We start from the raw sequence: 25,919 nt of genomic DNA, 5'->3' as shown, positions 1-25,919 counted from the left end.
TAAAGACCGTCAGATAGCCTTGTCGAGAAGCTTTTCTTCTGCTATTTTTTGTATAGTTAAAGAAACGGCGGTGAGGAAAATGAAATTACAACAACTAGAATATTTTATGGCAGTTTCAAAGTATGCGAGTTTTACTTTAGCTTCTCAAAAGCTCCATACGAGTCAACCTTATTTAAGTACCCAGCTCAAGGAGTTGGAACGTGAATTAGGTGCTTCATTAATTTTAAGAGACAAGAAACATTGTCGGCTTTCTCCAGCAGGCGAAGTCGTCGCCAAGCGAACAGAAATGATTTTTGCACTCATTAAGGAAGCGCAAGAAGAGATTAATGAATTAGTGACCCAAGGATCGACAACGACCATTCGGATTGGAACAAACTTAATTGATATAGATAAAGCATTTGGAGAAGTCTTGTTGTTATTTAATCAATCCTATCCGTATGTAAGTATTGATTTTAAGTATTATTACGATCTTGAAACAGCCTTGGAAACAGATTTAATTGACATTGGGATTGGGATATTTTTGGATACCTCGATTCCATTAGAGAAAGAATTAATTTATACAGAAAGCTATCTCCTTTGTGTCAATAAAAATCATCCTTTAGCCCATGCCGATAGCGTGACGATTGACGAAATTCGTTCTTTACCTTTTGCTGCATATTCCGATCAAGTATATGAAAAAAAAGTGTTTAAACGTTGGGAACGTAAAATCAATTGGGAAAATCGGCAAATCGTCATCGAACTTCCTTCTCTTCATTTAGTCTTAGACATGGTCCAACGAGAAAAAGCCTGTAGCATCCTTCCCTATTCACTCACTGATGAACTAAACAGACGTAACTTAGTTGGTATTCCTCTGGAAGATAGTCCAGAACGAGCCATCTATTTAGTTCAGAATAATCATCACGGACATTGTGAAGCACACCGTTATTTATTTGAACAATTACGTTATTTATTTGAACAATTACGTTATTTATTCTAGGAATAGAAAAAGGAGGAATTCCCATGGAACTATTTCGTTTACATTATTTTTTAGAGTTATGCAAAGTGAAACAATTTACTAAAGCAGCCGAAAATTTAGCAATTTCTCAAGCTGCATTAAGTAAGCAAATAAAAATTCTTGAAGCAACGTTAGGCGCTGAACTTTTTAATCGCCAAGGCCAAACTACCACCTTAACGCCAGCTGGATTAATTTTAGAAAAATATTGTTGGCGCATCACCAATGAGTTGGTCTCAATTGAAGAAGAGCTAAAAGAAATTAATCATTCTTCCAACCATATTTATGTGGCCACTTATCTCTGTGATTTAGAATATAAATTGAATGACTTACTAATGACAACATTAACGGATCGTTCATCCAACTTACAAGTCCATACTATTATTACAGAAAATATTCTTCAATCCTTGGAAACAATGGATGCAGATTTTGGTATTTCCTTTGCTGACTTACCATTACCTGAACATATTGGTAAAATTGATTTATTTACAGCAAATTATCAATTCATTTTAAGAAACGATCATCCAGCTTTGGCAAAAGCCACGACGGAAGAAATTTTAAAAGAACTAACAATGTACCCCTTCGTCCGTTTAAATACCGAATTTTCCGAGCAAAACAAATTAACCAATTGGCTAGATACTACGTTCTCTAATTTTTCTCCAGAGAAAGTCATTCAAGTGGATACTCTTTCACTTATTACTCATTTGGTGTCTCATTCCGATAGTTTCGCTATTGTCCCCGAATACACAAATATTCAACTTTTAGACAATTCGATCCATACACTAACTTACCAAGAACTACCTAAACGAAACATGGCAGTTTATTATTTAAAAGAACGTTACATGAGTCGACAACTTCAACAACTTTTGGCTGAATGCCAAAAACAATTTCAATAGTAAAAACCAAGACTAGAGCTTGTCGGCAAGCGAGTTCCAGTCTTGGTTTTTATTTGTGTTTTCAGGTAGCGGCTTCTCTTCCTTTGACAAATCCTAAAGAAGTGATAGCCATCACTAACGAAGTGCCTCCTTGACTTAAAAACGGAAGCGGAATACCTTTTAACGGCAACAGTCCAATCACCGCACCGATATTCTCCACCGTTTGAAAAACCAGCGAAAAAATGAGGGCGACACAGATGTACATACAGAAACGCGAATTGCTCCGCAAGCCAGCTACTAAAACTTGATAAAACAAGTAAAAATAGAGAAAAACAACAGTGGCACTGCCCACAAAGCCCCAGGCTTCCCCGATAAAAGTAAAAACCATATCAGACTCACGAACAGGAACATACACTTCAATCCCATGTACACCTTTGCCAAATAAACCACCCGAACCAATTGCCAATAAGCCTTGCACTTGTTGATAGGAGATTTTATCGACATAATCATAGGGATGAATCCATGCTAAAATTCGATCCAATTGATATTGTTTAAAATGTAAAAAGAAGAGTACTTTGTGCCCCCACTCTGTAAAAACTAACAGAATCAAGACCACGCCTAACGTTGCTAAAGCACTGAAAATAATAATTAAAATTTTGCGATCAATTCCTGAAATAACTAAAAGAGATAAAATAATCGTTACGAAAACAAGGGATGTCCCAAAATCTTTTTGTACAGCCATCAAGAAAAAAACAGGGAGACTAACCGCAACGATTTTTTTTAGAAGTTGCTTGTCTGAACGCCATTTATCAGACCAGTCTTGTTGCTCATGTTGGACAATAATTTTTGCCAACATTAAAATAAACGCAATTTTCGCAATTTCTGATGGCTGAAATTTAATAAACCCTAAATCTAACCAGCGCTTTGTGCCCGTCAATAAATACATTCCTTTGTCATAGGAAAAATACAAAGCGCTCATCAAGATTAATGAAAACCCATAGAAAAAAGGAGCTACTTTCCAAATAAACTTCTGTGACAGCCGACTAGCTAAAAACATGCCTGCATAGCCAACAAAAATAAAGAAAAGTTGTTTTAATGCTGGCACAGTTCCATCTTTTCCTTCATTAACGGCAATCCAATATTGCACACCAGAAGATAAAAGTGTGAGTAAAAAAATGGGCAATAATAAATCATAATTAAGATGTAAGTTGAATTTTTTTGTATTGACCATTTAACTGCCGCCTTTCGTTTGCAATAATTTTAATGACGATTCCTAATGCCACTGAAAAGATTAAATAGCTTGTCCCACCGTAACTAACAAACGGTAAAGGAATTCCTGTCATTGGAATCAAACCCAAAACGCCACCAATGTTAATCGCCGTTTGAGCTAAAATCAAGGTCCCGACTCCTAACAAAAACAAGCCGTAACAATGATTTTTTATTACACAACTACTCCGCAAAATCGAGGCCGCTAAAAATAACAAAAGAAATAGTAATAGTAAGCCGCCAATCAAACCAAGTTCTTCCACAATCACCGCAAAGATAAAATCGGTTTGACCTTCTGGCAAGCCACCTTTTTTTACCATACCATTGGCTAGTCCAGTGCCCCAAAACCCACCGTTATACATTGCTAAATAGGCCATTGAAGGCTGAAATCCTCGATCATGAAAGGATAAAAACGGATTTTTCAAAACAACTAAGCGGTCATACACATGCGCAAAAAAATGTGGTAAGTACTGGTGATCGCCTAGAAAAATAATTATTTTAGAAAGAAGCGCCGCGCTAGCAACGACAATCCCCGCAGCAATTACACTAAATTTTGCATGAATACTTGCTGAGAAAATCAAGACACTGCCAATAACTAAAATAAGAATAGCCCCGCCAACTTTGGGTTGAATCAAAACTAAAAATGCAACGACCAAAACAAACAGCCATTGTTTCCTTAACTGCTTCGTTGTCAAGCCATTTTCTTTTTCACCTAAATAACAGCTCAAGTAATAAATAATCGCAAAATTACAAAGTTCTGATGGCTGAAATTGGATTCCAAAGAGAGAAATCCAACGTTGTGCGCCATTCGCTGCTACACCAAAAAAAGGTAGTCGAACCATTAGCAGTAATAGTACCGAAACTAAAAGCAGTCCAATCGCAATTTTCTTATTAAATAACACTTCTAGTCGAACTTTGTAGATCACGAACATTAGCACCCAGCTGAGACACATAATAATGCCTTGTTTAATAAACACAGCAGTGGGCTTCACACCTTGCATCAGCAAGTCATAGCTACTGGCGCTATAAATCATTAACGCGCCAATAATACTTAATATAATAAAGGTCAAAAGAATTTTTGTTAGACCTAAAGTACGTAGATTCATTCTCTCACCTCTATCTTTTTCTAATTAAATCAATCTTACCAGTCTGAGTTAGAAAACAAATAGAGAGTTTTTTATAGAACTATTACTAAGCTTACATAACAAAAAGTAGCTAGACTTGGTTCATTTCACCTAGTTTCGCTACTTTTAAAAAAAGACATTTATATAATTTTTGTGTGTTGCTCACATTTCTGATAAATTTTTCCAAACTTATCTCTTTCTAAATACTGATAATCTACTAAATACCGTCTCAAAAGTGCATAATCTTCATAGATTTCTCTAAGTCGCTGATTGACTTCTTTTTCCGTATATTCTTTCCCAAATTCAAATTGGTTGGCCACACGTTGAAACACTTGGACTTTTTTCGCATTTTTCTTGGGAATAACCAGCAACTTTCCTTCTTTAAAAAAATTTTCAACCATGTTCATTCTCCTTTTTTGTTTTGACTATTGTTTAGAAAATTGATGATTCAGTTTTTCTTTCTGTTTATCAGTCCATTTGCCAGCGACTTCATTGACAATTGTTTCAGCAAAATCGCCTACTTTTTCTCCCGTAATATTTTTGATAGGTGTTCCGTTAGCAGCTCCTTCTTCAAACAAATCAAGTAAATCAGTCAACGCATTGAACATATTGGCTCCGCTATGATCTGAAAAATGCCATGCATATTTTTCAATTTCTTGAAATACTTGTCGATACTCTGCTGGTAATGCTGCAATTCGTCGTTTATATTCTTTGTACTCTTTTTTATCCCCCACAACTTTTTTGATCAACGCTTTAAAATCTGACATGCTCTATCCCTCCATTTTTTTCATCTTGTTTACTTGTTTTGAAAGCAACGTCCACCGCTGCCAAAAATCAGCGAGTTCTGCTTCTCCTGATGAGGTTAAGCGATAGAACTTCCGCATTGGTCCTTTTTCTGAAGGCTTTTTTTCAGCTATAACCCATTGATTTTTTTCTAAACGCAGTAAAATCGTATAAACGGTTCCTTCAACAATTTCAGTAAACCCTTGGTCATTTAAAATTTTTGTAATTTCATAACCATATGTTTCTTTCCTTTGGATGATGGCTAAAACTAAACCTTCTAAAATGCCTTTTAGCAACTCTGTCTGCTTCACTGCTTTTCCTCCCTAAACTACTCTTTAGTACTATGTACCACTACATAATAATACTGAGTACCGGTTCTGTCAACTACTTTGTAATAAAAAGTAGTAAAGACGCGACAACCACCAGTACTTAACTAGTAGTTGTCGCGTCTTATTATTCTTTATTCATTTATTCCGAGTTCTGCTTCAAAGGCTTCTAATTCTACAAGGTGTGTTTCTGGATAAGCAAAGCATGTTGAAAAATGCCACTCCCCACCACTTGTACCAAAATAACCTGGCAGTAATTCCAAAGCCAATAATGCTTCTGATGTTTCTTTTTCCGGTAACGTAATCTGAAAAGTAGTCGCTGGAACAAAACCGAACTTCGTATAGTAAGTTGGATGGCCCAGGATAATCAATCCGCCGATGCCTAATTCTTTGGCCTTCTGCACAGAATGCTTAATTAACGCTGAGCCTACGCCCGTGTTCTGTGCTTCTGGATGGACACTTAGCGGCCCAACGGTCAAAACAGCCTTTTCTGTATGATCAGGTAATCGTAGTTTGGCTTTTGAAGACATAATATGACCCGTTAATTTTCCTTGATCAGTTTCTGAAACTAAGGACAACTCCGGAATAAAGTCGGCACTTTCTCTTAATAAATGCACGATAAAATGCTCTGTGGGACGCCAGTTTTCGGTCAAGTTTAATTCCTTAAACGCTTGATACGTTAAACGTTCTACAGCTTGATACTCTGCAGGTTTTTCTTGACGAATCTTCATTATTTGTCCTCAGATTGTTGGAAATAGTCAGCCGTATCTCGTTCATCTTGTTTTAATTGGTCGATCAAGGCTTCAGCCCCATTGAATTTCACTTGGTCACGTAAATAATGATTCCAACGAACCACCACTTGTTCGCCATAGATGTCTTGATGGAAGTCCAAAATATAGACTTCTACGGTTAAATCGCGTCCTTCTCCAAAGGTGTCATTATGACCAATTGAGCCCATGCCGACATACCATTTGCCACCAACTTCGATTTGCACAGCATAGACGCCAATTCTTGGTAAGCGCACGGTGCTTTTCACTTTGACATTAGCGGTCGGGAAACCCAATAAACGGCCACGAGCATCGCCATGGACAACTGTTCCTTCTGTTTCATAAATATATCCTAACAACTCCGTGACCTCCTCCATTTCGCCGGCTTCCATTTTTTCGCGAATTCTTGTTGAGCTAATTTTGGCACCAGTCATTTCTTCTTTTGGTACTGTCACCACTTCAAAACGGCCTTGCGCATAAGTTGGTAACTGTTTGACTCCAGCGATTTCTTTAGGACCATACGTATAATCAAACCCAGAGACTGCCACTGCACTATTTAAATTAACGATATACTGATCGACAAAATCTTGCGGTTTTAATTGAGCAAACGCTGAAGTAAATTCGACAATATATAAAATATCAACGCCCAAGTTGGCCATTAGGCGTTCTTTTTGTTCCAAGCTAGTTAAATATTTCATATTTTCTGGTAAAACTTTTTGAAAAACGATTGATGGGTGTTGGTTGAAGGTCATCACAGCTAACTTCAAGCCTTTTTCCTCAGCAATCTTTTTGCCTGTTTCAATTACTTTTTGGTGGCCTTTGTGGACACCGTCAAAAAAGCCTAGGACCATCACGACTTCTTCATTAGGAATTTGATTGGGTTCATAGGGATGATGTAGTTGAATAACTTGCATGTGCAAAAACTTCCTTCTTTTTTATTTAATTGTTCCGTAGAACTTTACTTGGTTTCAATAATTTATCATGCGTTGGGTGTGGCATGTATAAACTAACCACTTGATTTTGGTAAAATAAGGCAACTAAGGATTCTGGCATTGCCTTTATTCCTAATTCTTTTTTGTGCAAACGCATGCCATTTTTTACTTTTTGATACAATTCATCTGATAAATCAATTCGTGGGAATTGTTCTACTGCTGTCTCAATGGGCAACAGGCATTGATCGATTGTTTCAGCAGCCATTTGTTTGGCTACTTCTTCTAACGTTAAGCATTGCGCAGCTTGCAAACCGCCACTTGCCGTTCTCGTTAAATCCGACATATGGGCAGGATAACCTAATTTTTTGCCAGTATCCACGGATAGTGTCCGCACATAGGTTCCTTTGCCACAGACCACTTTAAACCGCCAACTTTGTGTTTGAGCGGATTCGTTAAAAATTGGTTCACTAGTACGTTCAAATGAATAAATCGTAGCTTTTCGTTGGGGCCGTTCAACTTCTTCCCCATTCCGCGCATATTCATATAAACGTTTACCATTGACTTTCACCGCAGAAAACATCGGTGGGATTTGTGTGATTTCACCTGTCATTTCGGCCATTGCTTGATCAATTTGTTCAGTTGACAAAGGTGCTGTAACTGGTTTTTTTTCAACAATCTCGCCACTAACATCTTCGGTTGTCGTAGCAAATCCAAGTGTAATTTCACCTTCATAGGTTTTGCCAGAATCTACCATGTATTCGATCACTTTCGTTCCTTTGCCAACGCAGATGGGTAAGACCCCTTCGACATCTGGATCTAGCGTACCACCATGACCAATTTTTTTGGTATGTAAAATTTTTCTCAATTTAAATACGCAGTCATGACTTGTCATGCCACGTTCTTTCCATAACGGTAAAATGCCGTCCATTATAGTTCCTCCAGTTCCGATAATACTAACTTTGTCATTATAGCATAAAAGTACCTAGCTTCGCAGTCTCCGTTGCTTATTCCCTTTGGCAAAATCTCTGCTAAATGCAAAAAAAGCCACAAACTCTGATAAAAGCAGAGTTTGTGGCTTTTTTTAGCTAGTAAATGATCCCCATGTATTCTGTGCGTTGCCATCGTTTGGTCCGATTGGCAAATAAATTCTCGCGCCTGACGTATCTGTCCCACCAATAAAAACATACCCATCTGCAATATAAAACGCATCGTAATAAAAGCGAGTATTTTTGGGCCAGATACCATAAATGGGTGCTGACAGACTAGGTTGGCGCGCTCTTAAAACAATGCCTTCGTCCACACCAATTAGAAATGATTTCTTCGTTTGCGGGCGCCAAAGTTCAGCAATGTCGCCGTCGTTCACATAGCCTAACAAATGTCCGCTATTTTCAATACGGTAAAGGTTTTGTCGGTCGGGTAATTTCGCTGTAATTGTTCCTACTTGTGTCCAAAGTGCCTCTGCTGATAGATGTTCATTGATTAAAGCATCTGGTGTTGGATAGATTGAAGTGAAACGAATTGCTTGTCCTACTTGATATTTTGGCGCATTAGGTTTACCTGGCTGAATAATGACAGTCTCACCTGTTTCAGAAACGCCCGTTTGTAAATCTTGTGCCAACTGCGCTTTACTAATCCCCCAACGCGCTAAATAACCATAAGGATCTGTATGATCTCCCCACCAATTTTTTGTAATCCAATCATGAGTGACTATTCCATAACCTGTTCCATCGTCTAGCGAAAAATCAGCACCAATGTTCTGAGCCAAATCACGGGCCAAATTAACATAGGCAGCATAATCTTTTTTAAACGTCGCCGCATTATTCGTTCGAGCCAATTCGATTTGCGCATAGGCTTTTTGATTAGCTAAAGAACCTGCGCCATATTGAATTTGGCCAGCAGGAGCTAATTGTTTCACTCGTCCACCAGATCCGACAAAATATGAGACATAAGCATTTGACCAATTTCGTTTCATATAGGCCACTTCATTGTCTAAACTGTATGGTCCTAGGTTCCGCTCGTTTCCAGATTCATGTAAAACAATTAATTCATTGCTTGCAGAGCCTGGAAAATAAGTAAAGTTGATTGGATCCGCTTCGATAGTGTAAGCGCAAGCCGTCATCGGAATCGTTAAACTTAAGCCAATCACTAAAGCAAGTTGAATCATTAATTTTTTAAACATAGCATGCTCCTTTCTAAAAAAGCCATGAAAAGAAAGTCAAAATAACTTCCCTTCCACGGCTTAAACCTGCAGATAAATGGCGGGACAGAAGTAATTTCTTCGGCAATCAGCCGAAAGTTCTACGTTTGTCCCGACCACTTCTACTTAATCATCTTTATTTTTTAACTGAATAAATAACTCTTTTAACTTTTTCGGCATAGGAATAAAGGTCGCAATATTTTCAAAAAAAGAAAGTCCTTCGTTCGCAATGTAAAAAATCAGAACCATTTCCCGAATTGGCAAATTGTTCCCCACAACTTTTTCAACACGAACCGCTACGGCAACCACAAATAACATCGTCACTTTTTTCGCAATTCCGAGCATACCAATCCGACTGGACAATTCTTTTGTGGCGATTGCCTTAATCCAACCTGTGATGAAATCGACAATAATTAAAAAGAGGAAGACATCCAACAATTGGTCTAATCCACCTAATAAACGTACGACAATCCCACCGAAAATGCTTAAAAGCATTGTTATTGTGTTGAGATAACGTTCCATAAAAAGACTCCTAAACTAGCTTGTTATTTTGTTGGAAACGGATCGTCCGTGTACCAACTTCCTTGTAGGTAAATATTTCCAGCTCTGCTTGAGGCAAAAATTATCCCTTGATTCCCGATTTCATATAGTGCATTACAATTAGGATACGGAAAAGCGGCAGGTGCAACTGACAGCGGAATATTCCAGACACTAGCACTTATTTTTGAGGACATTTTGTACCCAGTTGGTATATTAAATATTTTAGGCATGTGGGTATTCAATTTCGTTGGATCACTCAAATTACATCTTACAAATGCATCGACACGATTTCCCACCCTAATTAATACAAATTTCATATTATCCTTATTAAAGGCCGCCTGATATTTTGCCTCGACTTCACCGACTCCACTAGCTTCATAAATGGCCATTTTAGAAGATTCCAAAGGCACACCATTGACGGTTGGCATAGTTACAAAATTCTTCACCCCAGCAATCTCTTGATCACCTGTTTGTGTCACAGCTTGACCTTTAATCGCTTCCGCAACGTTTTTCGGGTGCATATATTTACTCGTTAAAGTTCCCGCGACTGCTTCGCTGTCTGATGCGAAGCCATAATTTTCTACATTGCCCAGCCCCACTTGTTCAGCGGTTACTTGGTGCGGATTATCCTGATTTTCCACATGGGTATTGAATTGCTCTACTTGAACAAAACCACTCTTCGCTAAAACCGCTTGGGCATCAACAGACAGACCAATATGAAGCCCCACGTAATCAACTTCTACGCTGGCTGGCGTCACCCCATTCGATGAATCTGTATAGCTCATTAAATAAATGAAACCTTCATCTGTGATAAAATTCTGATCATTGATTTGAATTGAAAAATCGCTGAACTCTTTTGCTGATTCTTGAATTTGAGTTACCCAATTATCCGTAGTTGGTAAATACGCAGCGATTTTAATCGTTTGATTATTCGGCGCAGCGGCTTTCACACGTTGATTAATCGTAAAAAATTGAACGTTCTGGCGAATAAATGCCACCGCCTCGTCAGTTGTGACTGTTTCAAACATTTGTGGAATTAATTTTTTAGCGGCTTCAACGAGATTGAAGGCCGCTAATTGTTGCGGAATCACACCGCTTTGGGTGGAACCTGTTTTCACACCCTCATCATCACGGCTGGCCATTTTATTGTAGTCCGCTTGGGAAACTTCCTCCCAAACGTCTGTTGGCTTCTTAAGAATTTTAGCCGTAAAATCAGTGGAATAACTGTTTGCATTGGTGGCTGTATTGCCGGCCGTTTTACCGTTAAAGTCTAACTTCATTTTGACAGTAGTTGGCTTAGCCAATAAAGAAATGCCATCTGCTTTTGTCATGCGGTCATTCAAATCAATTTGAAGACGATTCGCTAAGGTAGCTTGTTTGATGCCTTGTGTATCTGTGCGTGCTTGGACAATTTCTGGATTACTATCACCCGCTTCTGCTACTAATTGATCGAAATCATTTCGTAAAGTATCAAATTCTTGTTTATTATTATTTGCCGTTGAAACTGCGTTTCCTGCAATCGTGATGGCTGTTTTGGCATTGTTCATCGCTTGGTTAGCTGTTTCATTTGCTTGATTGCCTGCATCAGTGGCAATTTGTACGGCTTCTTTGCCAGCTTCATCTGCGATGTTTTTCGCTTCAGAAATTCCATTCGTTAACTGGACTTGGTAAGCATCTACTTTCTCAGCTGATGCATTCGACTGATCCAAGATTGCATTGATTTTAAGGCGACCTTGATTCAGGGTATCTAATTCTTCAATATGTTCTACTGACATTTCGTCACACTCCTCTAGTTTTCATTATTTTATTAAAACTGGCCACCCAATTGGGATTGAATATACACACGACAGATGACCGAAGCATCCAACCATAGTGGCTGATGAGAGAAAAATTGAAGCGTGTGATTGCCGCGTTCGATTTTTCCATCTGTTGTTTTTCGTAAATAACTCAAAATGTTTAGCCGTTGTTGTTGCAATGATAGTTGGGGTAATTTTTTACCATCCACTACCAAATCAATGTTCGTTACAGAATGCGAAGGTCCTTTAGCAGTTGCCTTGAACGTTAATTCTGCGGTGTTTACATAAAGAATGTCCTCGTCAAAGTATAAATTTAGCTCCACTGGCTGTATCTTGTTAAGTTCTACTTGTATTGAACGATTTAAAAGTGTCGTCGCCCCTTGTGCGTAAGTTTCGTTAATCTCTTGTTTCCGACTGAAAGCTGTCATGGTACTATGAATTGTTTCTTGCAGGTTTCCCAACTCTAGCTGAATGTCTTGGGGGGCACCAAAGACATCTTTTTTGCTTTCTTTTTTAATACGAAGGTTGACACTCCCAAATTCATTCGTATTAATCATGATAACCGTGCCCAACCGCAAACGATCGATTGCCAAAGGTTGATCTGTTAATTTAATTAAATCAGCTGCAGTCACTACCCAAGAAACTTGTGGCTTGGTCCATTCTTCTAACATTCGCAAAGCATTTTCCTTTAATGCCTTGGGATCAGAAAAACGCTGTTCCACCCAAATTGACTCTAATAAACCATAGCGGTCAATTGCGGCCTTGTTCTCTAAATACGGAACCCCTTGATTGACCGAGCGAATATTGACTTTGTTAACACCTTCGCCTGAACCTAATGGATAAATCCGATTGATTAGCATCTTGGGATTACGTTCTATTTCAAATCCTTGCATGTTGTAACCTTCTTGAATTCGCGCAACTGGTTCTGTTGGCGGTTTGACTAATGAAAGTTCAAAAGGATAGACCTCTGTATTCCATTGCCAAAGATATTCCTCTTCGAAATCGGCTGGGATGCTAAACAAAGGCTCGACTAGCCCATTTTCATTCTCCCATTTATAGGTTAATTTCCTTGAAAAATCACATTTTTTTAGGACCCAATGCTTTGTTTTTTGTTTATTCAATAGAAATTGAATGGCCTCTTTCGTTGTTTTGTTTTTAATTTCGTGACAACCAAATAGGACAGTATCGCCTAAGGTACATAATGCTTCTGTGGCAGAGTAGTGAATTTGATTATTGTTCGCATCTTTCTTAATTGTGGTTGGCATCACGCGATATAAACCAATATATTCATTCTCATTGTCGGTCAGTTCCACCCATTGCATTTCTGCAATAAATTCATTTTTAGGATCATCTAGCGGCATGGTAAAATCTAAACTGCCAATTTTGTTCTCTATTTTTTCATAACTGACTTGATAGGCATTATCCAAGATTGCCGTATATGTTCTTTTCAAATCCAGCGCCATTAACATTTAATCACCCTCCTACACAAATCGGTTAGGATAGCGAATCGTCAAGCGGAAGTCGCTATCTTTGGCTTGAATATACAGCGGTTCATTGGGATATAGATAAAAATCGTTCATTGGTCGAATCATCGGTGCACCATTTTTTGTCAGATAAAAATTTTCAGTATCGATAATAATTTCCGAACGATCAAAGTCTCCTAAGTTAATTGTATCGTTCCGTGTTTTAATCCAAACACCACGTCCGGTTCCTGTTAAAATAATGGTCGGTTTGACTTTTAATCCTTCAACCGTAGGATAAATTTCAATTGGCCGAACTTCTTTGCCTAAATCCCCCATCGTGTAAGCCCGATTTTGAAAGGTAATCATGGTTGATCCCCAATAAGCCCCGCCTTCAATTAAAATTGGAAAATCAACTGCACCTGAGCCTGTATTCCCCATTAAGTAATTTGCTTGAAATGTAATGGTTGGCGAACCCCACATCACACTAGTCGCATCACTCCGTGTGTATTTATACGGATCAGAAAGCAATAAAGTAAAGGTGCCTGTTACTTGGTTAACACCTTCGGGTACATCACTCACTGAAGACTTACTGCCAAACCACAGCATTTCCGGTTCATCGTTAAACCAAATAGAAACGTCTTTTTCCGTAAACAAAGCAACGTTTAAATGATTAAATGCATCTCGAAACGCTTCATTATTCACAGCTGAGAGCCGATATTTGACTGTTAATTCTCGTTCTGGAATTCGCGCATAAACGTGACGTTTACCATCACGAATCCCTAATTGATAGCTTTCAATTTCGCTTGGAACTAATTCTCGTCCTGAAACTGATAATGTTTGATAACCAGGGATGACTTTTTCTAAAAATTGGCCGTTAAAATTCAACGCTTCTGAAGGAAGAGGCGTTGAATGAGTTGCTTGATTGGTATCAACAAATTTATACATGTTATCCTCTCCTTCCTAAGCGGTTATTTTGTTTCACTTGTTGTCGTTGTAACTCTGTTGCTAAATAAGGCGCCGTAGTTGCTGCGACAACTTTCCCATCTAACGTTGACTCTACTGTCACAAATAATGGTCGATTGTATGCATCATTTTCTAAACGATGGTCAATCGTTGCTGTGAAGTTTCCTCGACCAGCTAAGTCCAAGGCAAAATCATTTAACAGCGGTAAGTCTAAAATAGAAGCCATTGCTCTACTAACGGCTGTTTCGCCTGCATAAATCCCCGTGGCAATCGTGCCGCCGAAATTCAATTTATGCAAATCAGATAAGGGACCTTCTTTTGCTGGTGAAAATGGTAAAAAGTTACGAATTTTACTGACGACCCCATCGATTGCTTCTTTGGCTTTTCCTATTGCGCCTGTAATTCCATCAGCAATCATGCCGACAATATTCGCACCGGCATCGGTGAATTTTGAAAACCAACCTTGGATTGCTTGCCAAGCACCTTCAATTACAGAACCAATGGCATTTTTTACCTGATCGGCTGCATTGGTAACCCCATTTTTGATATTTTCAACTAACTGTCCGCCCGAAGCTAACAGTTGACCAAAATAAGAACCAATCTTCGTGATCATTTGTGAGATTAATGTTCCTGCTGCGGACAGCAAGGTACCCAATAGACTGAGTACACCATTAATTAAGGCTTGAATCAGTTGAATCCCAGCACTTAACAACTGTGGCAACGCATTGATAAACGCACCCATTAAAGCGGTAATTAGCGTAATTGCTGCAGTAACCAGTTGCGGTAAAATTGAAATAATCCCTTGGATCAAAGCTATTAGCAATTTGACGCCTGCGCTGATGATTTGTGGCAAGGCACCAATTAAGGCATTTACCAATGTCAAAATTAAGGTAATAGCTGCCGCAACTAAGGTTGGTAAAATCGAAATAATCCCTTGAATTAACGCCATTAACAATTTGACACCTGCGCTGATAATCTGTGGTAAGGCACCTACCAACGCAGTCACTAACGCTAGAATAATCGTCAGCGCTGATTGAATTAACTGAGGTAAAATCGTCATAATCCCAGTGATTAATGCCATCAAAATTTGTAAACCAGCAGTCAAAATCAACGGTAACATAGTAACAAATGCATTGACTAAGGCTGTGATAATTGAAACACCTGCTGTAACTAGCATTGGTAACGCTGTGACAAAAGCTGTCACTAATGTAGTGATGATATTAATCGCTGCAGTTGTAATTGTTGGCAAGGCGGTGACAATCGCATTAACTAAAGTCATTAATAAGCTCAAACCAACTTCTATCAACATTGGTAAGACTGTTGTAATCCCCTGAATCAACGTAGTAATAATTTGTGTTGCCGCTTCAATTAAGACTGGCAAATTGGCAACGATCGCACCAACAATTAACGTAATTAAACTAGATAACGCGGTGACGATGCTTGGAATAGCTTCTGTTATTTTCCCGAGAATACTGGTTAAGACTGTTGTAAAAAGTTGTATAACTTTCGGTAGATTAGCCGCAAGCATTGTTGTAACAGATGTAATCGTGTTACCTAAATTATCAAAGACTTGGGTAATACCACCCGCACTCAAATCACCGGTTTTCATCCAGGCCGTCACGAATGAAACAATCAAGGAAATAATTAGACCAAACGGCCCAGAAATTCCTAATGCAGCCAGTGCAACCTTTGTCAGAACTTTTACCAAAAGACCAACCGCTAAACCAGCTTTGTCAAAGGTGCCACCAAATTGCCCTAATAAGTTACTACCTAATTGCAAACCGCTGGCAAAAACGCCTGCTAGCACACGACCAATTGTTGAAAAAATAGTCGCCATTTTCTCTAAGCCTACTGCAAAAAATTGTTTAAAAACTGCCATTACTTGCTGAAAGGCCGGCTGGATCTGTTGTAGCAGTCCTACCAATTTGCCAAACGCCGCTGAAACAGCTCCTTGAATGGCACTAGCTAAGCTATTGATACTATTTCTAAATGTTTCATTGGTTTTATAGAAATAAATAAATGCTGCTACCGCTGCTAAAACGGCTGCTACAATTAAAATTAATGGTCCTCCACCTAAGGCACTAAAACTAGCACTTAGTTTTGATAAGCCACCACCTAACTTCCCAATGTTTCCTTGTACAAGAGCCAAACCAGCACTAAACTGTTGAAATTTTTGCTGAGCCATCGTTACCATAATCAACATGGGCCCAATGGCGGCTAAAATGCCCATAATGGCAACAATAAAAACTTGGACGGGTTTTGGTAATTTGATAAATAAATTCACCAAAGCTGTAATGCCTTTGACGACTGTGATAACCACTTGAACCAAAATTTCCATTCCTGGAGCCATCACGCTTTGAATCACTTGTGCCGCCGCTTCAAATGATTGATTCATCTGAGTCAATGCCCCTTGCAACTCGCCTTGCAATGAATCAGAAATCCCTCCTGCACTGGCCATAATCAGTCCTTGCATTCCTTGAAATTCGCCACTGACCCCAGCACCGACGCCCATAGCTGTTTTTAAAACGTTCAGCATAGGTAAGGAAACGGCACTAGTCATGGCCGTCCCAAAGCTCAGCATATTATTTTGTGCATTAGTAAAGCCATCAGAGGTTTCTTTCCCCGCTTTTTTAGCTGCTTCACCGGCTTGTTCAGCAGAATCTGTTAACGCTGTGTTCATTTGATCTGCTGCCTTTGCTGTTTCGTCTCCTGTTTTTTTCACTGTTTCTCCAGATTGTTGCATGACGGTTTTAAATGTGTTCATGACCGTGGCTGACTGATTGACACCCGCACTAATTTTCCCTAAATATCCACTTAATAAGGCATACTCACCGCTCATACTTTTTAATGCTTGTTGGACGCCTGCAAGGCTTTTCTTTGCCTCCGATAACGGCGTTTTTTCTTTGTCATTCTCCATCTACTCTCCTCCCTTCTCGATAGCGGCGTAGACGCTCTGCCACAGTGGCAAGTTGCGTTTTTTTCCGCTCATTTAATTTCGTTCGTTGTGGCTGGTTAGCTGCCAGAACTTCAGCAACTCGTTTTTCATAATCATAAAAACTTTTAAAGCTTTCAAAAACGGGTTTTCCTTTTTTGTTTGTCGCTTGCGCTTTAACATTTAAGTAGGCAAGCTCGTGCCTTTTCCGCTCTTCATCTACTTCTGCTAAATTAAAAGCAATCATTCGTAATTCAAATTCAGACATGGTCATCCGATCCACTTCTTCAAATGAATGACAGCCTAAGTAGCGAAAAGCAGAAAGAGCGATGTCGTGATACACGTCATCGCTCGTTTTAATTAGTTGGTCGCTTGCGCTTCTGCTTTCTTCGCTTCTTTGCTGAACTGATCGATCATTGGTTTTGTAAGAGGTTGCTTTCCCATTTCTTTAAGCAAATCATCTGAAAGTTTTTTGACATCTTGGGTCATTAACCATGCTTCAATTTCCGACTTACCTATTTTTAATTGCCCACTTTGTAAAGCTTCCATGATGTCAACTAAGATTACTGGATTGTATTGGCGTAAATAAATCATTGCTGAACTGATGCCCATGCCGAATTTGGCAGCGCCATTTTCAATTTGGTAACGTTTATCTAATTCGCGAATCGCGCCAATCGTAAATTTCACTTCAATTGTTTTTCCGTTAATCTCTAAATTCATTTTTTATCCTCCTAAAATTCAACACTTTTTGATTATTCGCCAGGTTGTGGTGCTTTCTCTGGAACGGTATCTTGGAACGCATATTGTGCTTCCGCAATAATATCTGCTTCTATTGTTGCAAAGCCATCTTGTGGCTTGCCATTAATAGAGGCTTCTGTTTCGATTTCTACTAATTCTTCTACATTGGCTGGTAAACTCCATGAATTTACATAACCTTGGGCATAAATTGCTGGATATTTACCTTCCGCATTTTTTTCACCTTTTAAATCAACATCCCAAAATTCCATTAAGATGCCATCTTCAACTGCGTCTTTCATGTATAAATTTTCATCATCTCGAGAGGCTAAACCGCTTAACGATAACGTAACTTCTAAACCAGATACAGCATTCGCAACGCCATCTTTTGTTTGCGTACCGCTCGATTCACGTGAGAATTCCCATTCATGTTCAATTTGAAATAAGGGTTTCATTGCTTTCTTTGTCGCTGCTTCATCCAAGCGACGAACTAATAAAATACGGTCTTTTCCTTGCATAACTTCTCCCATTGATAATTCCTCCTAGTAAAATTGCATGTGTAATGGTAGTACAGCATGCCAAATTGTTTTTTTCATTTGTTTGGTATCTTTTACCATTTGTGCTTTGACTTCTTGATGTTTGATACCCCAATTAAAATGAGCCGTTCGTTTTAAGTTACTGGTTGCCTGCCGTAAAATCGTTCCTTTAATTGTAGAAATTTGTTGTCGTTCAGATAACGCACCATAAACATGCATTATTAATTCAATTTCACCCAAAATAGCTGATTTAGTTGGCTTAGGTAATTCTTTACTATCACCTAAGTAAACAAATGGCTGATCTGGTAAATCTGTCGGCAGTTCCTCTAGCAACAAAAATCCTGACGTCTGGCATATTGCAACAAGGGCTTCATATAACTCTTGTTCCGCTTCATTCATTTTTAGCGCCACCTTTCCATTCAAAAAATTCAGGATTGGTTAACAAATTGGCTCTCTTCTAGTCAAAATGAAGGATTTTGAAAGTAGCCGGCATTTTCTGCTCCTTCATAGCTGACACAAGAAAGCAGTCAAAATTATAGAATTCCGTGTCTTCATTTTTTGGTTGCCTCACGTTTATCTATCTCTTTCGACACTATTAATTTACCATGTTGACACCTGAAAAAATTCCACGCTTTTTCCATGTTTACATCCCTAGTTCATCCGCCACCGCTTCAAAGAAATGATTTCTTAATTTATAGGCTTGGCTTTTACTAATAAATAATTGCTGGGCAAGTCCAATTAATGTTAAAGAGGGCCGTTTTTTCATATATAGTTCTTCAATAATCACGCGCGTTTGTTCATCCGCTTCAGCTAAACAATTTTTGATAATGTCTCGATTTCTCTCTAAGTTCCACAGACGACGATCCATAGCTATCGTAATCGCCATTCGTTCGGTCACTACAGAGTGAAGTCCTTGTCCTCTAATACCAGCATTTAAATCTGCTTCTTGATAAGGGTGCCGTAATTCTTCTTCCCGTTGCCGGATATACTCATCTGTTTTATAAAAGTCTGCTAAAATATCTTTGATATAATTAAATGTTGACGTACGCATTGGTTAATCTCCTTTACTTTTATTCATTTAAAAGTGTTAATCGATAAATAAAATAACACTCTTTCGACATGTCTAAGCCGTGACGAATCGCTTCATCTGAATAACCGAGCCAAATTAAATAGAGATACTCGCTTTTTGTAAACGATGCGGCCTTGATGGATTGGATGGGTCTTGATTGATCCATCGACCAATTACCGATTGCTTGTCCTAATTCTTGAATTTCCTGCATAATAAGTTTATTTTTTTGACTTGCCCAATCGGGATATTGATTCATTAGTTGTAAGAGTCGTTTTCTTTTTTGTGCTTTTTCGCTTTGTTGCTTTGAAATATCTTTAAATACAACGCTTTTCATTTCAAATAAATCTTTTTTACATTTTGTTAAATTACTCATGTTTACGGCCTTCTCTTTCACCAATTAGATAACCTAACATCAGTGTCATTGTCCAAAAGATAAACCCAATAATAATTGTTAACATATTTATTTCACACTCCTCATTCGCTTGTCTGTTGTGTCTTTATATTGGAAAACATAGCCACTGGCGTGCTTCATTAGACGAGAAATAATGCGTGTTCCATAGGCCTCCACCAGTTGTTTTCCAGAAAAATTAGTAGTAAAAATAGTTGCTTTATTCTGTCTAGCTTCTAAAATTCGGTTTAAGATGTCATTGTTAAAATCCGTACTAACTTTATTTTTAATTCCTAATTCAGCACCTAAATCATCTAAGACCAAAACGTCTGCTTTTTTCATTCTAGTAATATACGCTTGAGCCTTTGCTTGGCTTTTGGCCGATTCATTCATGGACATTTTTAGTTTTTCTAATAACTCAGAGTAGCTGACAAATAAACAATACTTTTGATATGCAGAGCGTTCTAAGACTTCAACTAAAATACTGATAGCCAAATGACTTTTACCGACACCAGGTTTCCCTGAAAAAATAACGTGAATTGGCTTTTCTTCAACAATCGCTGAAACTGCTGCTAAGGCCCGTTCTTTTGCTTGTCTTGTTTCTAATTCAGTGGTTTGGTAATTGGTTAAACGACATTGCCGTAGCGCATCATCAGCAATTAAGGACCCTTGATGAAAAAATTTTTGTGTACGTGCCATAAAACTCTCTTGAGAACGTTGTTGAGTGGCTTCTTGTTCATGTTTTTTTAGCATTTTATACCCACACGACCAACAAGTTGGGGCACAACGTTCTGTGCCATCTTTATTTTTTTGTTGCCAAACATATTGTTCACTGCCACATTCAGGACAACGGTCTTCAACTTTTTCTAACAATTGACTCAATAGTATTTGAAAAGTTTGATCTGTCGCATGCATACTGATTTCCTCCTTTCTTTAAAAACCTAACTCTTGATATTCTTCTGTCATTTGCGGCGCATGCTCCGACACTTGTTTTTTATCATTTACCAGAACTTCATGTACGGATAAATAATTTTGTTGCTCCCAACTTTTCAAAATAGCATTTACATAGCCGTAATTCCGTTTATTTCGATCGACGGCAATTCCTAAAGCATGCAAGATTAATTGGCATGCTTCCTCTTGGCTAGCCCCTTTTTGTATAAAATCTTGCAACCAATACTTAAAATCTTGGCTTGTTTTTGAGGCCAGTGTACCAAAGCCGTTTTCCTCATAAAAATGATAAATCATCTTTAAACAATCGTTTTCTGAACTACTACCTTGACTCTGACCTAACTTAGACTGGACTATGCTTTCCTGTGGTAACCGTTGGTAGTCAGCTGGTTGACCACTGACAGACGATTCTACTTTAAACGTATAAGCTTTGCTATTTTTTTCAACAATCTGATTTTTCTCTTCTTGATACAAGGTTGGTTTGTAACGATCACTGCGAATATAATTATGAATTTTCCAATGTTTGATAACGATCACACCACTTTCAAATACTAGAATAAATTTTTTAACCATCAACAATTTTAGATCGTCTTCCCCACAACCGACCATTCGCTGCAATTTTTTGGGATTATTGATAAATCCATCATCATCGGCACGCATCGCTAAATGAAAATACAGGGCCTGACTTGATAAGGGCATATCTAAAAACGCATCACTATCAATAATCGTTTTTGCAAACATGCGTCGTTCTGCCAATCCGCTTCTCTCCTTTGGACTAAATTATTGTTATTCTGTTAGTAATTCCATGAGGCCAATCATACCAATCACGATGGCTCCAATTTTTATTGAGACACTGCTTATTAATAAAATAATTGCTAAAAGTAACATATCCGACAACGTTTTTTTATAATTCCGACTCATTTCTTCACCCTTTCTACAAAAATACGGTTTTCCGAACAAAGTGTTCAAAAAAATAGTTCAGTTAACCGAACATTCGAATGGCTCTATCTTAGCATCAAATATTTTCACTGTCAACTCATAAGTTCGGTTTTATGAACCGGTGATTTTAATTGCGATTGTTACTTGCCTTCTCTAAACAGGTATAGTATACTTTGAGGCAATAGGAGGTTCGGAAATATGAACATTTTTGCTGTCCGTTTAAAAGAGGCTTTAACAGCCAAGAACATCAAACCTAGTGATTTAGCGAAAAAAACTGGCATCGGTAAATCTTCAATCAGCGATTGGCTAGCTGGTCGTTACGAAGCAAAACAAGACAAAGTTTATCGCATTGCAGATGCATTAGACATTAATGAGGCCTGGTTGATGGGACAAGAAGTTCCCATGGAAAAAAATGCCTCAACTATCGACCGCATTTATAAAAAATTAGAACCCCAACGACAAGCCATCGTTTATCAATTTGCCGAACAACAATTACACGAACAACAAACGCAAGCAGAAATTCTCTCATTCCCTCGCCGTGACGAAATGACACTGGCTGCCCACGCTGGGGATCCAGAAAAGATATTTTCAAAAGAAGAAATCGAGAAAATTCACGATTACTTGGATGAAATTGATGCCAAATATCAACAATCGATTTCTTCTGACAAAAAAGAGGATTAACTTCCCATCTACTCTTTTTATTAAGTAATGGCAGGTGAATGGTAAAGTGAATGATTATGAAAAACTCGTCAGTTCCATTCAAAAGGATGTGACGGTTTTAGAAATTGATTTATACAATCAAACAGGTTGTTATGGGTTGTATCGAAATGGCAAAATTTATATTGAAAAAACATTGAGTACCCGTCAAAAGAAGAATATTTTAGCCGAGGAATACGGGCATTATCAAACATCCGTTGGCACTATTTTAAATCAAAATTGTACAGAAAATCGGAAGCAAGAGTTGAAAGCCCGCAATGTGGCCTTAGAGCAATTAGTTACATTAGACGATTTAATTCGTTGCTCTGAAGCTGGCTTAAGCAACCATTATTCTTGTGCTGAATTTTTGGAAATCGATGTTGAAACATTAAAAAATGTGATTACGTACTATCGACAAAAGTATGGCGCCACTTATCTTTATAAAGGACGGATTTTTGAATTTAGGGATTATTCTGTGATGGTATTAAATACTGGGTTAACTTAAAAAGCATGGAACAAAATCAATAAGGATTTTGTTCCATGCTTAAAAGTATTCTGGAAAATTCAAGAGCGGTTTTTGTACCAATGGTTAATATGTCCGACGCCAAGCATAAGATTTGGGACAAGTATGAGGACGAATATAAATGACGGCCAAAATCCGATGAACTGAATAATATGTTCCCGCATACTATGTAGTACAAAGAAGAAAAGAAAAAAGTACAGGGAACTCTTGCCTGAACCCATTTCTTTTAAATAACGATCTCCATTTTTATAGAAAACAACAATTCTTTTCATCTTTGCACCTCCATGACTATTTTATCAAGAAATCATGAAAAGAAAAAGCACACCATTCGTCTGGTGTGCTTTTTCTTTTTAATTATTCACCTTGATTCAACTTACGAATCAACTCATCAATGTGATTTCCGTATTGGACAGATTCGTCTCTTTCAAAAATCAACTCTGGTGTTTTATACAAGGTTAACCGTTGTCCTAATTCTTTACGAATCAGTCCTTTGGCTTTGTCTAAGCCTTGTTGAGCTTTTTGTTGTTCGGAAGCTAAATCAGATAACAAGCTGTAATAAATCGTTGCTTGTTGTAAATCACCGGTCACACGAACATCTGTAATAGTGATGCCTTGGACGCGTGGATCTCTGATGCGTTTGTTCAAGATATCATTCACTTCACGCATGATTTCTTGACCTACACGACGGTCACGATAATTTGCCATAGTGTCTTCCTCCAATTACTAAAATTATTGTTTGATTTCTTCCATAATGAAGCCTTCAATCGCATCATCTACACGTAAATCATTGAAGTTTTCAATCATAGCGCCACATTCAAAACCAAGTTTGACTTCTTTCACGTCATCTTTAAAGCGTTTCAAGCTTGCTAATTTACCTTCATAAATAACAATACCATCACGAATGACACGCACGCCACTATCGCGGCGAATAAAGCCTTCTGTAACATAACAGCCAGCGATTGTGCCAACTTTAGATACTTTGTACAATTCACGAACCGTCATTTGACCCGTAATTTTTTCTTCAAATTCTGGATCTAATAACCCTTTCATCGCTGTTTCGATTTCTTCTAGGGCTTTATAGATAATACGGTGTAAACGAATATCAACTTCTTCTTGTTCTGCTTGTTGTTTCGCTTGTGGTGTTGGGCGAACGTTAAAGCCGATAATAATCGCATTACTTGCTGCGGCTAAAGTTACGTCGCTTTCATTGATGGCCCCAACTGCCGCGTGAACAATTTTCACACGAACGCCTTCTACATCAATTTTTTGTAAACTTGCTGAAACGGCTTCGGCAGATCCTTGTACGTCTGCTTTGACAATGATATTAACTTCTTTTAATTCGCCTTCTTTTAGACTTTCAAATAAGTTATCCAATGTCACACGGCTACTTGCTGAACGTTGTTCAAGCAACGCACGTTTAGCCCGTTCTTCCCCTGCTTGACGTGCTGTTTTTTCATCTTCAAAGACCACAAAACGATCACCCGCTTGAGGAACATCATTTAATCCGGTAATTTCTACAGGAGTTGCGGGTCCTGCTTCTTTATCACGGCGGCCCATGTCATTGGTCATCACACGAACACGTCCGTAAGTATTACCAACAACGATTGGATCACCAACATGTAAAGTTCCTTGTTGAACGAGTAATGTCGCAACCGGACCTTTACCTTTATCTAAGCGCGCTTCAATCACTGTTCCAATTGCTTTTTGCGTTGGATCAGCTTTTAAGTCTTCTACTTCAGCAATCAATAAAATATTTTCCAATAGCTCATCAATGTTTTGATTGAATTTCGCTGAAATATTGACGAAAATCGTATCTCCACCCCATTCTTCAGGAATTAATTCATGTTCACTTAATTCTTGTTTCACATGATCAGGGTTCGCACCAGGCTTATCAATTTTGTTAACTGCTACAATAATCGGCACTTTTGCCGCTTTGGCATGGTTAATCGCCTCGATTGTTTGTGGCATTACTCCATCGTCCGCTGCAACAACTAAGATGGTAATATCAGTGATGCTGGCACCACGCGCGCGCATACTTGTAAAGGCCGCATGTCCTGGTGTATCTAAGAACGTAATTGGTTTGCCATCAATATCTAACTGATAGGCACCAATATGCTGCGTGATACCGCCTGCTTCACCTGAAGTCACACGAGAATGGCGCAATGTATCTAATAATGTTGTTTTCCCGTGGTCTACGTGTCCCATGATTGTGACAACAGGGGGACGTGTAGTTAAGTTTTCTTCAACAACTGCTTCTGGTTCGAAGAATTTATCAATGTCCGCAATATCAACTTGGACTTTTTCTTGCGGTTCCATGCCATAGTCCACAGCTAATAATTCAATTGTATCTTTATCTAGGGCTTGGTTTTGGTTAACCATGACACCCATCATAAATAATTTTTTGATGATTTCCGCTGGTTCGCGGTGGATTTTTTTCGCAATATCCGCCACGTTCATACCTTCTGTATATTCTAAAACATCTGGTAATTCACGGAATTTACGTGCTGGTACTGCTGGCTTCGCTGATTCTTGTTGATGTTTGCCTTTTTTCCCTTTTTTGTTGAAACGATTGCGGTTTTGGTTATTAAAGTTATTCCGGTTATTACGATTTTGACCGCCACCAAAATTGTTGTTACGGTTTTGGCCGCCACGGTTTTGGTTGTTCCCGCCATTGTTATTTTGGCTGGTCCGATTTTGATTCGTTGTAGAACCGTTATTGTTTTGGGTATTGCGGTTTTGATTGTTTGTATTTGTTTGATTGCTACGGTTTTGTGTGTTGCTTTGGCCGTGACGATTTTGGTTGTTGTTGTTTCTTTGTTGTCCATTCGTTGATTGATTGTTTGGACGATTTTGGTTATTTCTTTGTTCACCAGGTTTATTGTTCATTGGTTTCTTATTGGCTGGTTTATTTTGTGTTGTTTGTTGCTTTTGGTTGTTTGTTGCTTTTGATTGAGTATTTACGGTACTTCCTCCTCCGAATGCTTGACGAAGCTTTGTTTCTTGCTCGGAACTAATTGCGCCCATATGGTTTTTAACATCCATACCTAATTGATGCGCTTTATCGACAACGTCTTTGCTTGCTTTATTCATTTCTTTTGCTAGTTCATAAATTCTTTTTTTTCCCATGCAA

General features: G+C 38.4%; 29 protein-coding genes. 4 read left to right on the top strand and 25 right to left on the bottom strand.

Features of this window, described 5'->3' with window-relative positions:
- Nucleotides 1–79 precede the first annotated feature (79 nt).
- Together IGK82_RS05615 and IGK82_RS05610 are read left to right on the top strand one after the other, a co-directional pair.
- Nucleotides 80–976, top strand: coding sequence for a LysR family transcriptional regulator (locus tag IGK82_RS05615; RefSeq protein WP_267579543.1), 897 nt, complete (start codon nucleotides 80–82; stop codon nucleotides 974–976).
- Nucleotides 977–999: 23 nt separating this feature from the next.
- Nucleotides 1,000–1,887, top strand: coding sequence for a LysR family transcriptional regulator (locus tag IGK82_RS05610; protein WP_002357832.1), 888 nt, complete (start codon nucleotides 1,000–1,002; stop codon nucleotides 1,885–1,887).
- Nucleotides 1,888–1,948: 61 nt separating this feature from the next.
- Here IGK82_RS05610 and IGK82_RS05605 read toward each other — a convergent pair whose 3' ends face one another.
- The 23 genes from IGK82_RS05605 to IGK82_RS05495 all read right to left on the bottom strand — a co-directional run bounded on the left by IGK82_RS05605 (nucleotide 1,949) and on the right by IGK82_RS05495 (nucleotide 21,600).
- Nucleotides 1,949–3,097 carry an FtsW/RodA/SpoVE family cell cycle protein gene (locus IGK82_RS05605; RefSeq protein WP_002363815.1) on the bottom strand — a complete coding sequence of 383 codons (1,149 nt, stop codon included), beginning with the start codon at nucleotides 3,095–3,097 and terminating at the stop codon, nucleotides 1,949–1,951.
- Complete coding sequence (locus tag IGK82_RS05600) at nucleotides 3,063–4,238, bottom strand: FtsW/RodA/SpoVE family cell cycle protein (protein WP_002377695.1); 1,176 nt, start codon at nucleotides 4,236–4,238, stop codon at nucleotides 3,063–3,065. The genes IGK82_RS05605 and IGK82_RS05600 overlap by 35 nt, the downstream gene beginning before the upstream one ends.
- A gap of 158 nt (nucleotides 4,239–4,396) precedes the next feature.
- Entirely contained in the window at nucleotides 4,397–4,657 is a 261-nt protein-coding gene (locus IGK82_RS05595; RefSeq protein ID WP_002360471.1) for a DUF2087 domain-containing protein, read from the bottom strand.
- A 24-nt stretch (nucleotides 4,658–4,681) separates the two neighbouring features.
- Nucleotides 4,682–5,023, bottom strand: a complete 342-nt coding sequence (locus tag IGK82_RS05590) for a DUF1048 domain-containing protein (protein WP_002361700.1) — start codon at nucleotides 5,021–5,023, stop codon at nucleotides 4,682–4,684.
- Nucleotides 5,024–5,026: 3 nt separating this feature from the next.
- A complete protein-coding gene (locus IGK82_RS05585) occupies nucleotides 5,027–5,350 on the bottom strand; it encodes a PadR family transcriptional regulator (protein WP_002357837.1) in 324 nt (107 codons plus the stop codon).
- Between the two features lie 149 nt (nucleotides 5,351–5,499).
- Nucleotides 5,500–6,096 carry a GNAT family N-acetyltransferase gene (locus tag IGK82_RS05580; RefSeq protein WP_002394392.1) on the bottom strand — a complete coding sequence of 199 codons (597 nt, stop codon included), beginning with the start codon at nucleotides 6,094–6,096 and terminating at the stop codon, nucleotides 5,500–5,502.
- Nucleotides 6,096–7,046: a riboflavin biosynthesis protein RibF gene (gene ribF, locus IGK82_RS05575; protein ID WP_002363808.1), complete on the bottom strand. Its 951-nt coding sequence runs from the start codon at nucleotides 7,044–7,046 to the stop codon at nucleotides 6,096–6,098. The genes IGK82_RS05580 and ribF overlap by 1 nt, the downstream gene beginning before the upstream one ends.
- A gap of 25 nt (nucleotides 7,047–7,071) precedes the next feature.
- Nucleotides 7,072–7,992, bottom strand: coding sequence for a tRNA pseudouridine(55) synthase TruB (truB, locus tag IGK82_RS05570; RefSeq protein WP_002407034.1), 921 nt, complete (start codon nucleotides 7,990–7,992; stop codon nucleotides 7,072–7,074).
- A gap of 153 nt (nucleotides 7,993–8,145) precedes the next feature.
- A complete protein-coding gene (locus tag IGK82_RS05565) occupies nucleotides 8,146–9,243 on the bottom strand; it encodes an SH3 domain-containing protein (protein ID WP_016622256.1) in 1,098 nt (365 codons plus the stop codon).
- Between the two features lie 144 nt (nucleotides 9,244–9,387).
- The gene (locus IGK82_RS05560) at nucleotides 9,388–9,783 is read right to left on the bottom strand and encodes a phage holin family protein (protein ID WP_002357842.1); all 396 of its coding nucleotides are present in this window, start codon (nucleotides 9,781–9,783) and stop codon (nucleotides 9,388–9,390) included.
- 23 nt (nucleotides 9,784–9,806) lie between these two features.
- Nucleotides 9,807–11,576, bottom strand: a complete 1,770-nt coding sequence (locus IGK82_RS05555) for a hypothetical protein (RefSeq protein ID WP_010709376.1) — start codon at nucleotides 11,574–11,576, stop codon at nucleotides 9,807–9,809.
- A gap of 32 nt (nucleotides 11,577–11,608) precedes the next feature.
- A complete protein-coding gene (locus IGK82_RS05550; protein WP_016622257.1) occupies nucleotides 11,609–13,066 on the bottom strand; it encodes a phage tail protein in 1,458 nt (485 codons plus the stop codon).
- Nucleotides 13,067–13,078: 12 nt separating this feature from the next.
- Nucleotides 13,079–14,005 (bottom strand): distal tail protein Dit, encoded by a 927-nt coding sequence (locus IGK82_RS05545; protein WP_002365553.1) that lies wholly within the window; start codon nucleotides 14,003–14,005, stop codon nucleotides 13,079–13,081.
- Nucleotide 14,006: 1 nt separating this feature from the next.
- Nucleotides 14,007–16,940, bottom strand: a complete 2,934-nt coding sequence (locus IGK82_RS05540; protein WP_010709374.1) for a phage tail protein — start codon at nucleotides 16,938–16,940, stop codon at nucleotides 14,007–14,009.
- Nucleotides 16,930–17,298 (bottom strand): hypothetical protein, encoded by a 369-nt coding sequence (locus IGK82_RS05535; protein WP_002365551.1) that lies wholly within the window; start codon nucleotides 17,296–17,298, stop codon nucleotides 16,930–16,932. The genes IGK82_RS05540 and IGK82_RS05535 overlap by 11 nt, the downstream gene beginning before the upstream one ends.
- Before the next feature lie 17 nt (nucleotides 17,299–17,315).
- A complete protein-coding gene (locus IGK82_RS05530) occupies nucleotides 17,316–17,675 on the bottom strand; it encodes a tail assembly chaperone (RefSeq protein WP_002357848.1) in 360 nt (119 codons plus the stop codon).
- A gap of 32 nt (nucleotides 17,676–17,707) precedes the next feature.
- Nucleotides 17,708–18,220 (bottom strand): phage major tail protein, TP901-1 family, encoded by a 513-nt coding sequence (locus IGK82_RS05525; RefSeq protein ID WP_002397214.1) that lies wholly within the window; start codon nucleotides 18,218–18,220, stop codon nucleotides 17,708–17,710.
- Between the two features lie 12 nt (nucleotides 18,221–18,232).
- Nucleotides 18,233–18,649 (bottom strand): hypothetical protein, encoded by a 417-nt coding sequence (locus tag IGK82_RS05520; RefSeq protein ID WP_002382237.1) that lies wholly within the window; start codon nucleotides 18,647–18,649, stop codon nucleotides 18,233–18,235.
- A 220-nt stretch (nucleotides 18,650–18,869) separates the two neighbouring features.
- The gene (locus IGK82_RS05515; protein WP_002360491.1) at nucleotides 18,870–19,277 is read right to left on the bottom strand and encodes a RinA family phage transcriptional activator; all 408 of its coding nucleotides are present in this window, start codon (nucleotides 19,275–19,277) and stop codon (nucleotides 18,870–18,872) included.
- 19 nt (nucleotides 19,278–19,296) lie between these two features.
- Entirely contained in the window at nucleotides 19,297–19,689 is a 393-nt protein-coding gene (locus IGK82_RS05510; protein WP_002363798.1) for a hypothetical protein, read from the bottom strand.
- Nucleotides 19,690–19,755: 66 nt separating this feature from the next.
- Nucleotides 19,756–20,598, bottom strand: a complete 843-nt coding sequence (locus tag IGK82_RS05505; RefSeq protein WP_002365547.1) for an ATP-binding protein — start codon at nucleotides 20,596–20,598, stop codon at nucleotides 19,756–19,758.
- Nucleotides 20,599–20,616: 18 nt separating this feature from the next.
- Nucleotides 20,617–21,372 (bottom strand): DnaD domain protein, encoded by a 756-nt coding sequence (locus IGK82_RS05500; protein WP_002393201.1) that lies wholly within the window; start codon nucleotides 21,370–21,372, stop codon nucleotides 20,617–20,619.
- 45 nt (nucleotides 21,373–21,417) lie between these two features.
- Complete coding sequence (locus tag IGK82_RS05495) at nucleotides 21,418–21,600, bottom strand: hypothetical protein (RefSeq protein WP_002371822.1); 183 nt, start codon at nucleotides 21,598–21,600, stop codon at nucleotides 21,418–21,420.
- Nucleotides 21,601–21,768: 168 nt separating this feature from the next.
- Here IGK82_RS05495 and IGK82_RS05490 point away from each other — a divergent pair, with 168 nt between their 5' ends.
- Together IGK82_RS05490 and IGK82_RS05485 are read left to right on the top strand one after the other, a co-directional pair.
- Nucleotides 21,769–22,251, top strand: a complete 483-nt coding sequence (locus IGK82_RS05490) for a helix-turn-helix domain-containing protein (protein ID WP_002360496.1) — start codon at nucleotides 21,769–21,771, stop codon at nucleotides 22,249–22,251.
- 34 nt (nucleotides 22,252–22,285) lie between these two features.
- Nucleotides 22,286–22,771 carry a toxin gene (locus tag IGK82_RS05485; protein WP_002382232.1) on the top strand — a complete coding sequence of 162 codons (486 nt, stop codon included), beginning with the start codon at nucleotides 22,286–22,288 and terminating at the stop codon, nucleotides 22,769–22,771.
- 372 nt (nucleotides 22,772–23,143) lie between these two features.
- On the opposite strand, the gene rbfA is transcribed toward IGK82_RS05485, so the two are convergent.
- Nucleotides 23,144–23,494, bottom strand: coding sequence for a 30S ribosome-binding factor RbfA (gene rbfA, locus IGK82_RS05480; RefSeq protein WP_002360497.1), 351 nt, complete (start codon nucleotides 23,492–23,494; stop codon nucleotides 23,144–23,146).
- Between the two features lie 24 nt (nucleotides 23,495–23,518).
- Complete coding sequence (infB, locus tag IGK82_RS05475; RefSeq protein ID WP_002357859.1) at nucleotides 23,519–25,915, bottom strand: translation initiation factor IF-2; 2,397 nt, start codon at nucleotides 25,913–25,915, stop codon at nucleotides 23,519–23,521.
- Nucleotides 25,916–25,919: the final 4 nt, after the last annotated feature.

Source organism: Enterococcus sp. AZ197 (genome assembly GCF_050556405.1).
Classification (GTDB): Bacteria; Bacillota; Bacilli; order Lactobacillales; family Enterococcaceae; genus Enterococcus; species Enterococcus faecalis.
The sequence above is the reverse complement of the archived record's forward strand: the minus strand, read 5'-3'. Positions and strand labels throughout refer to the sequence as shown.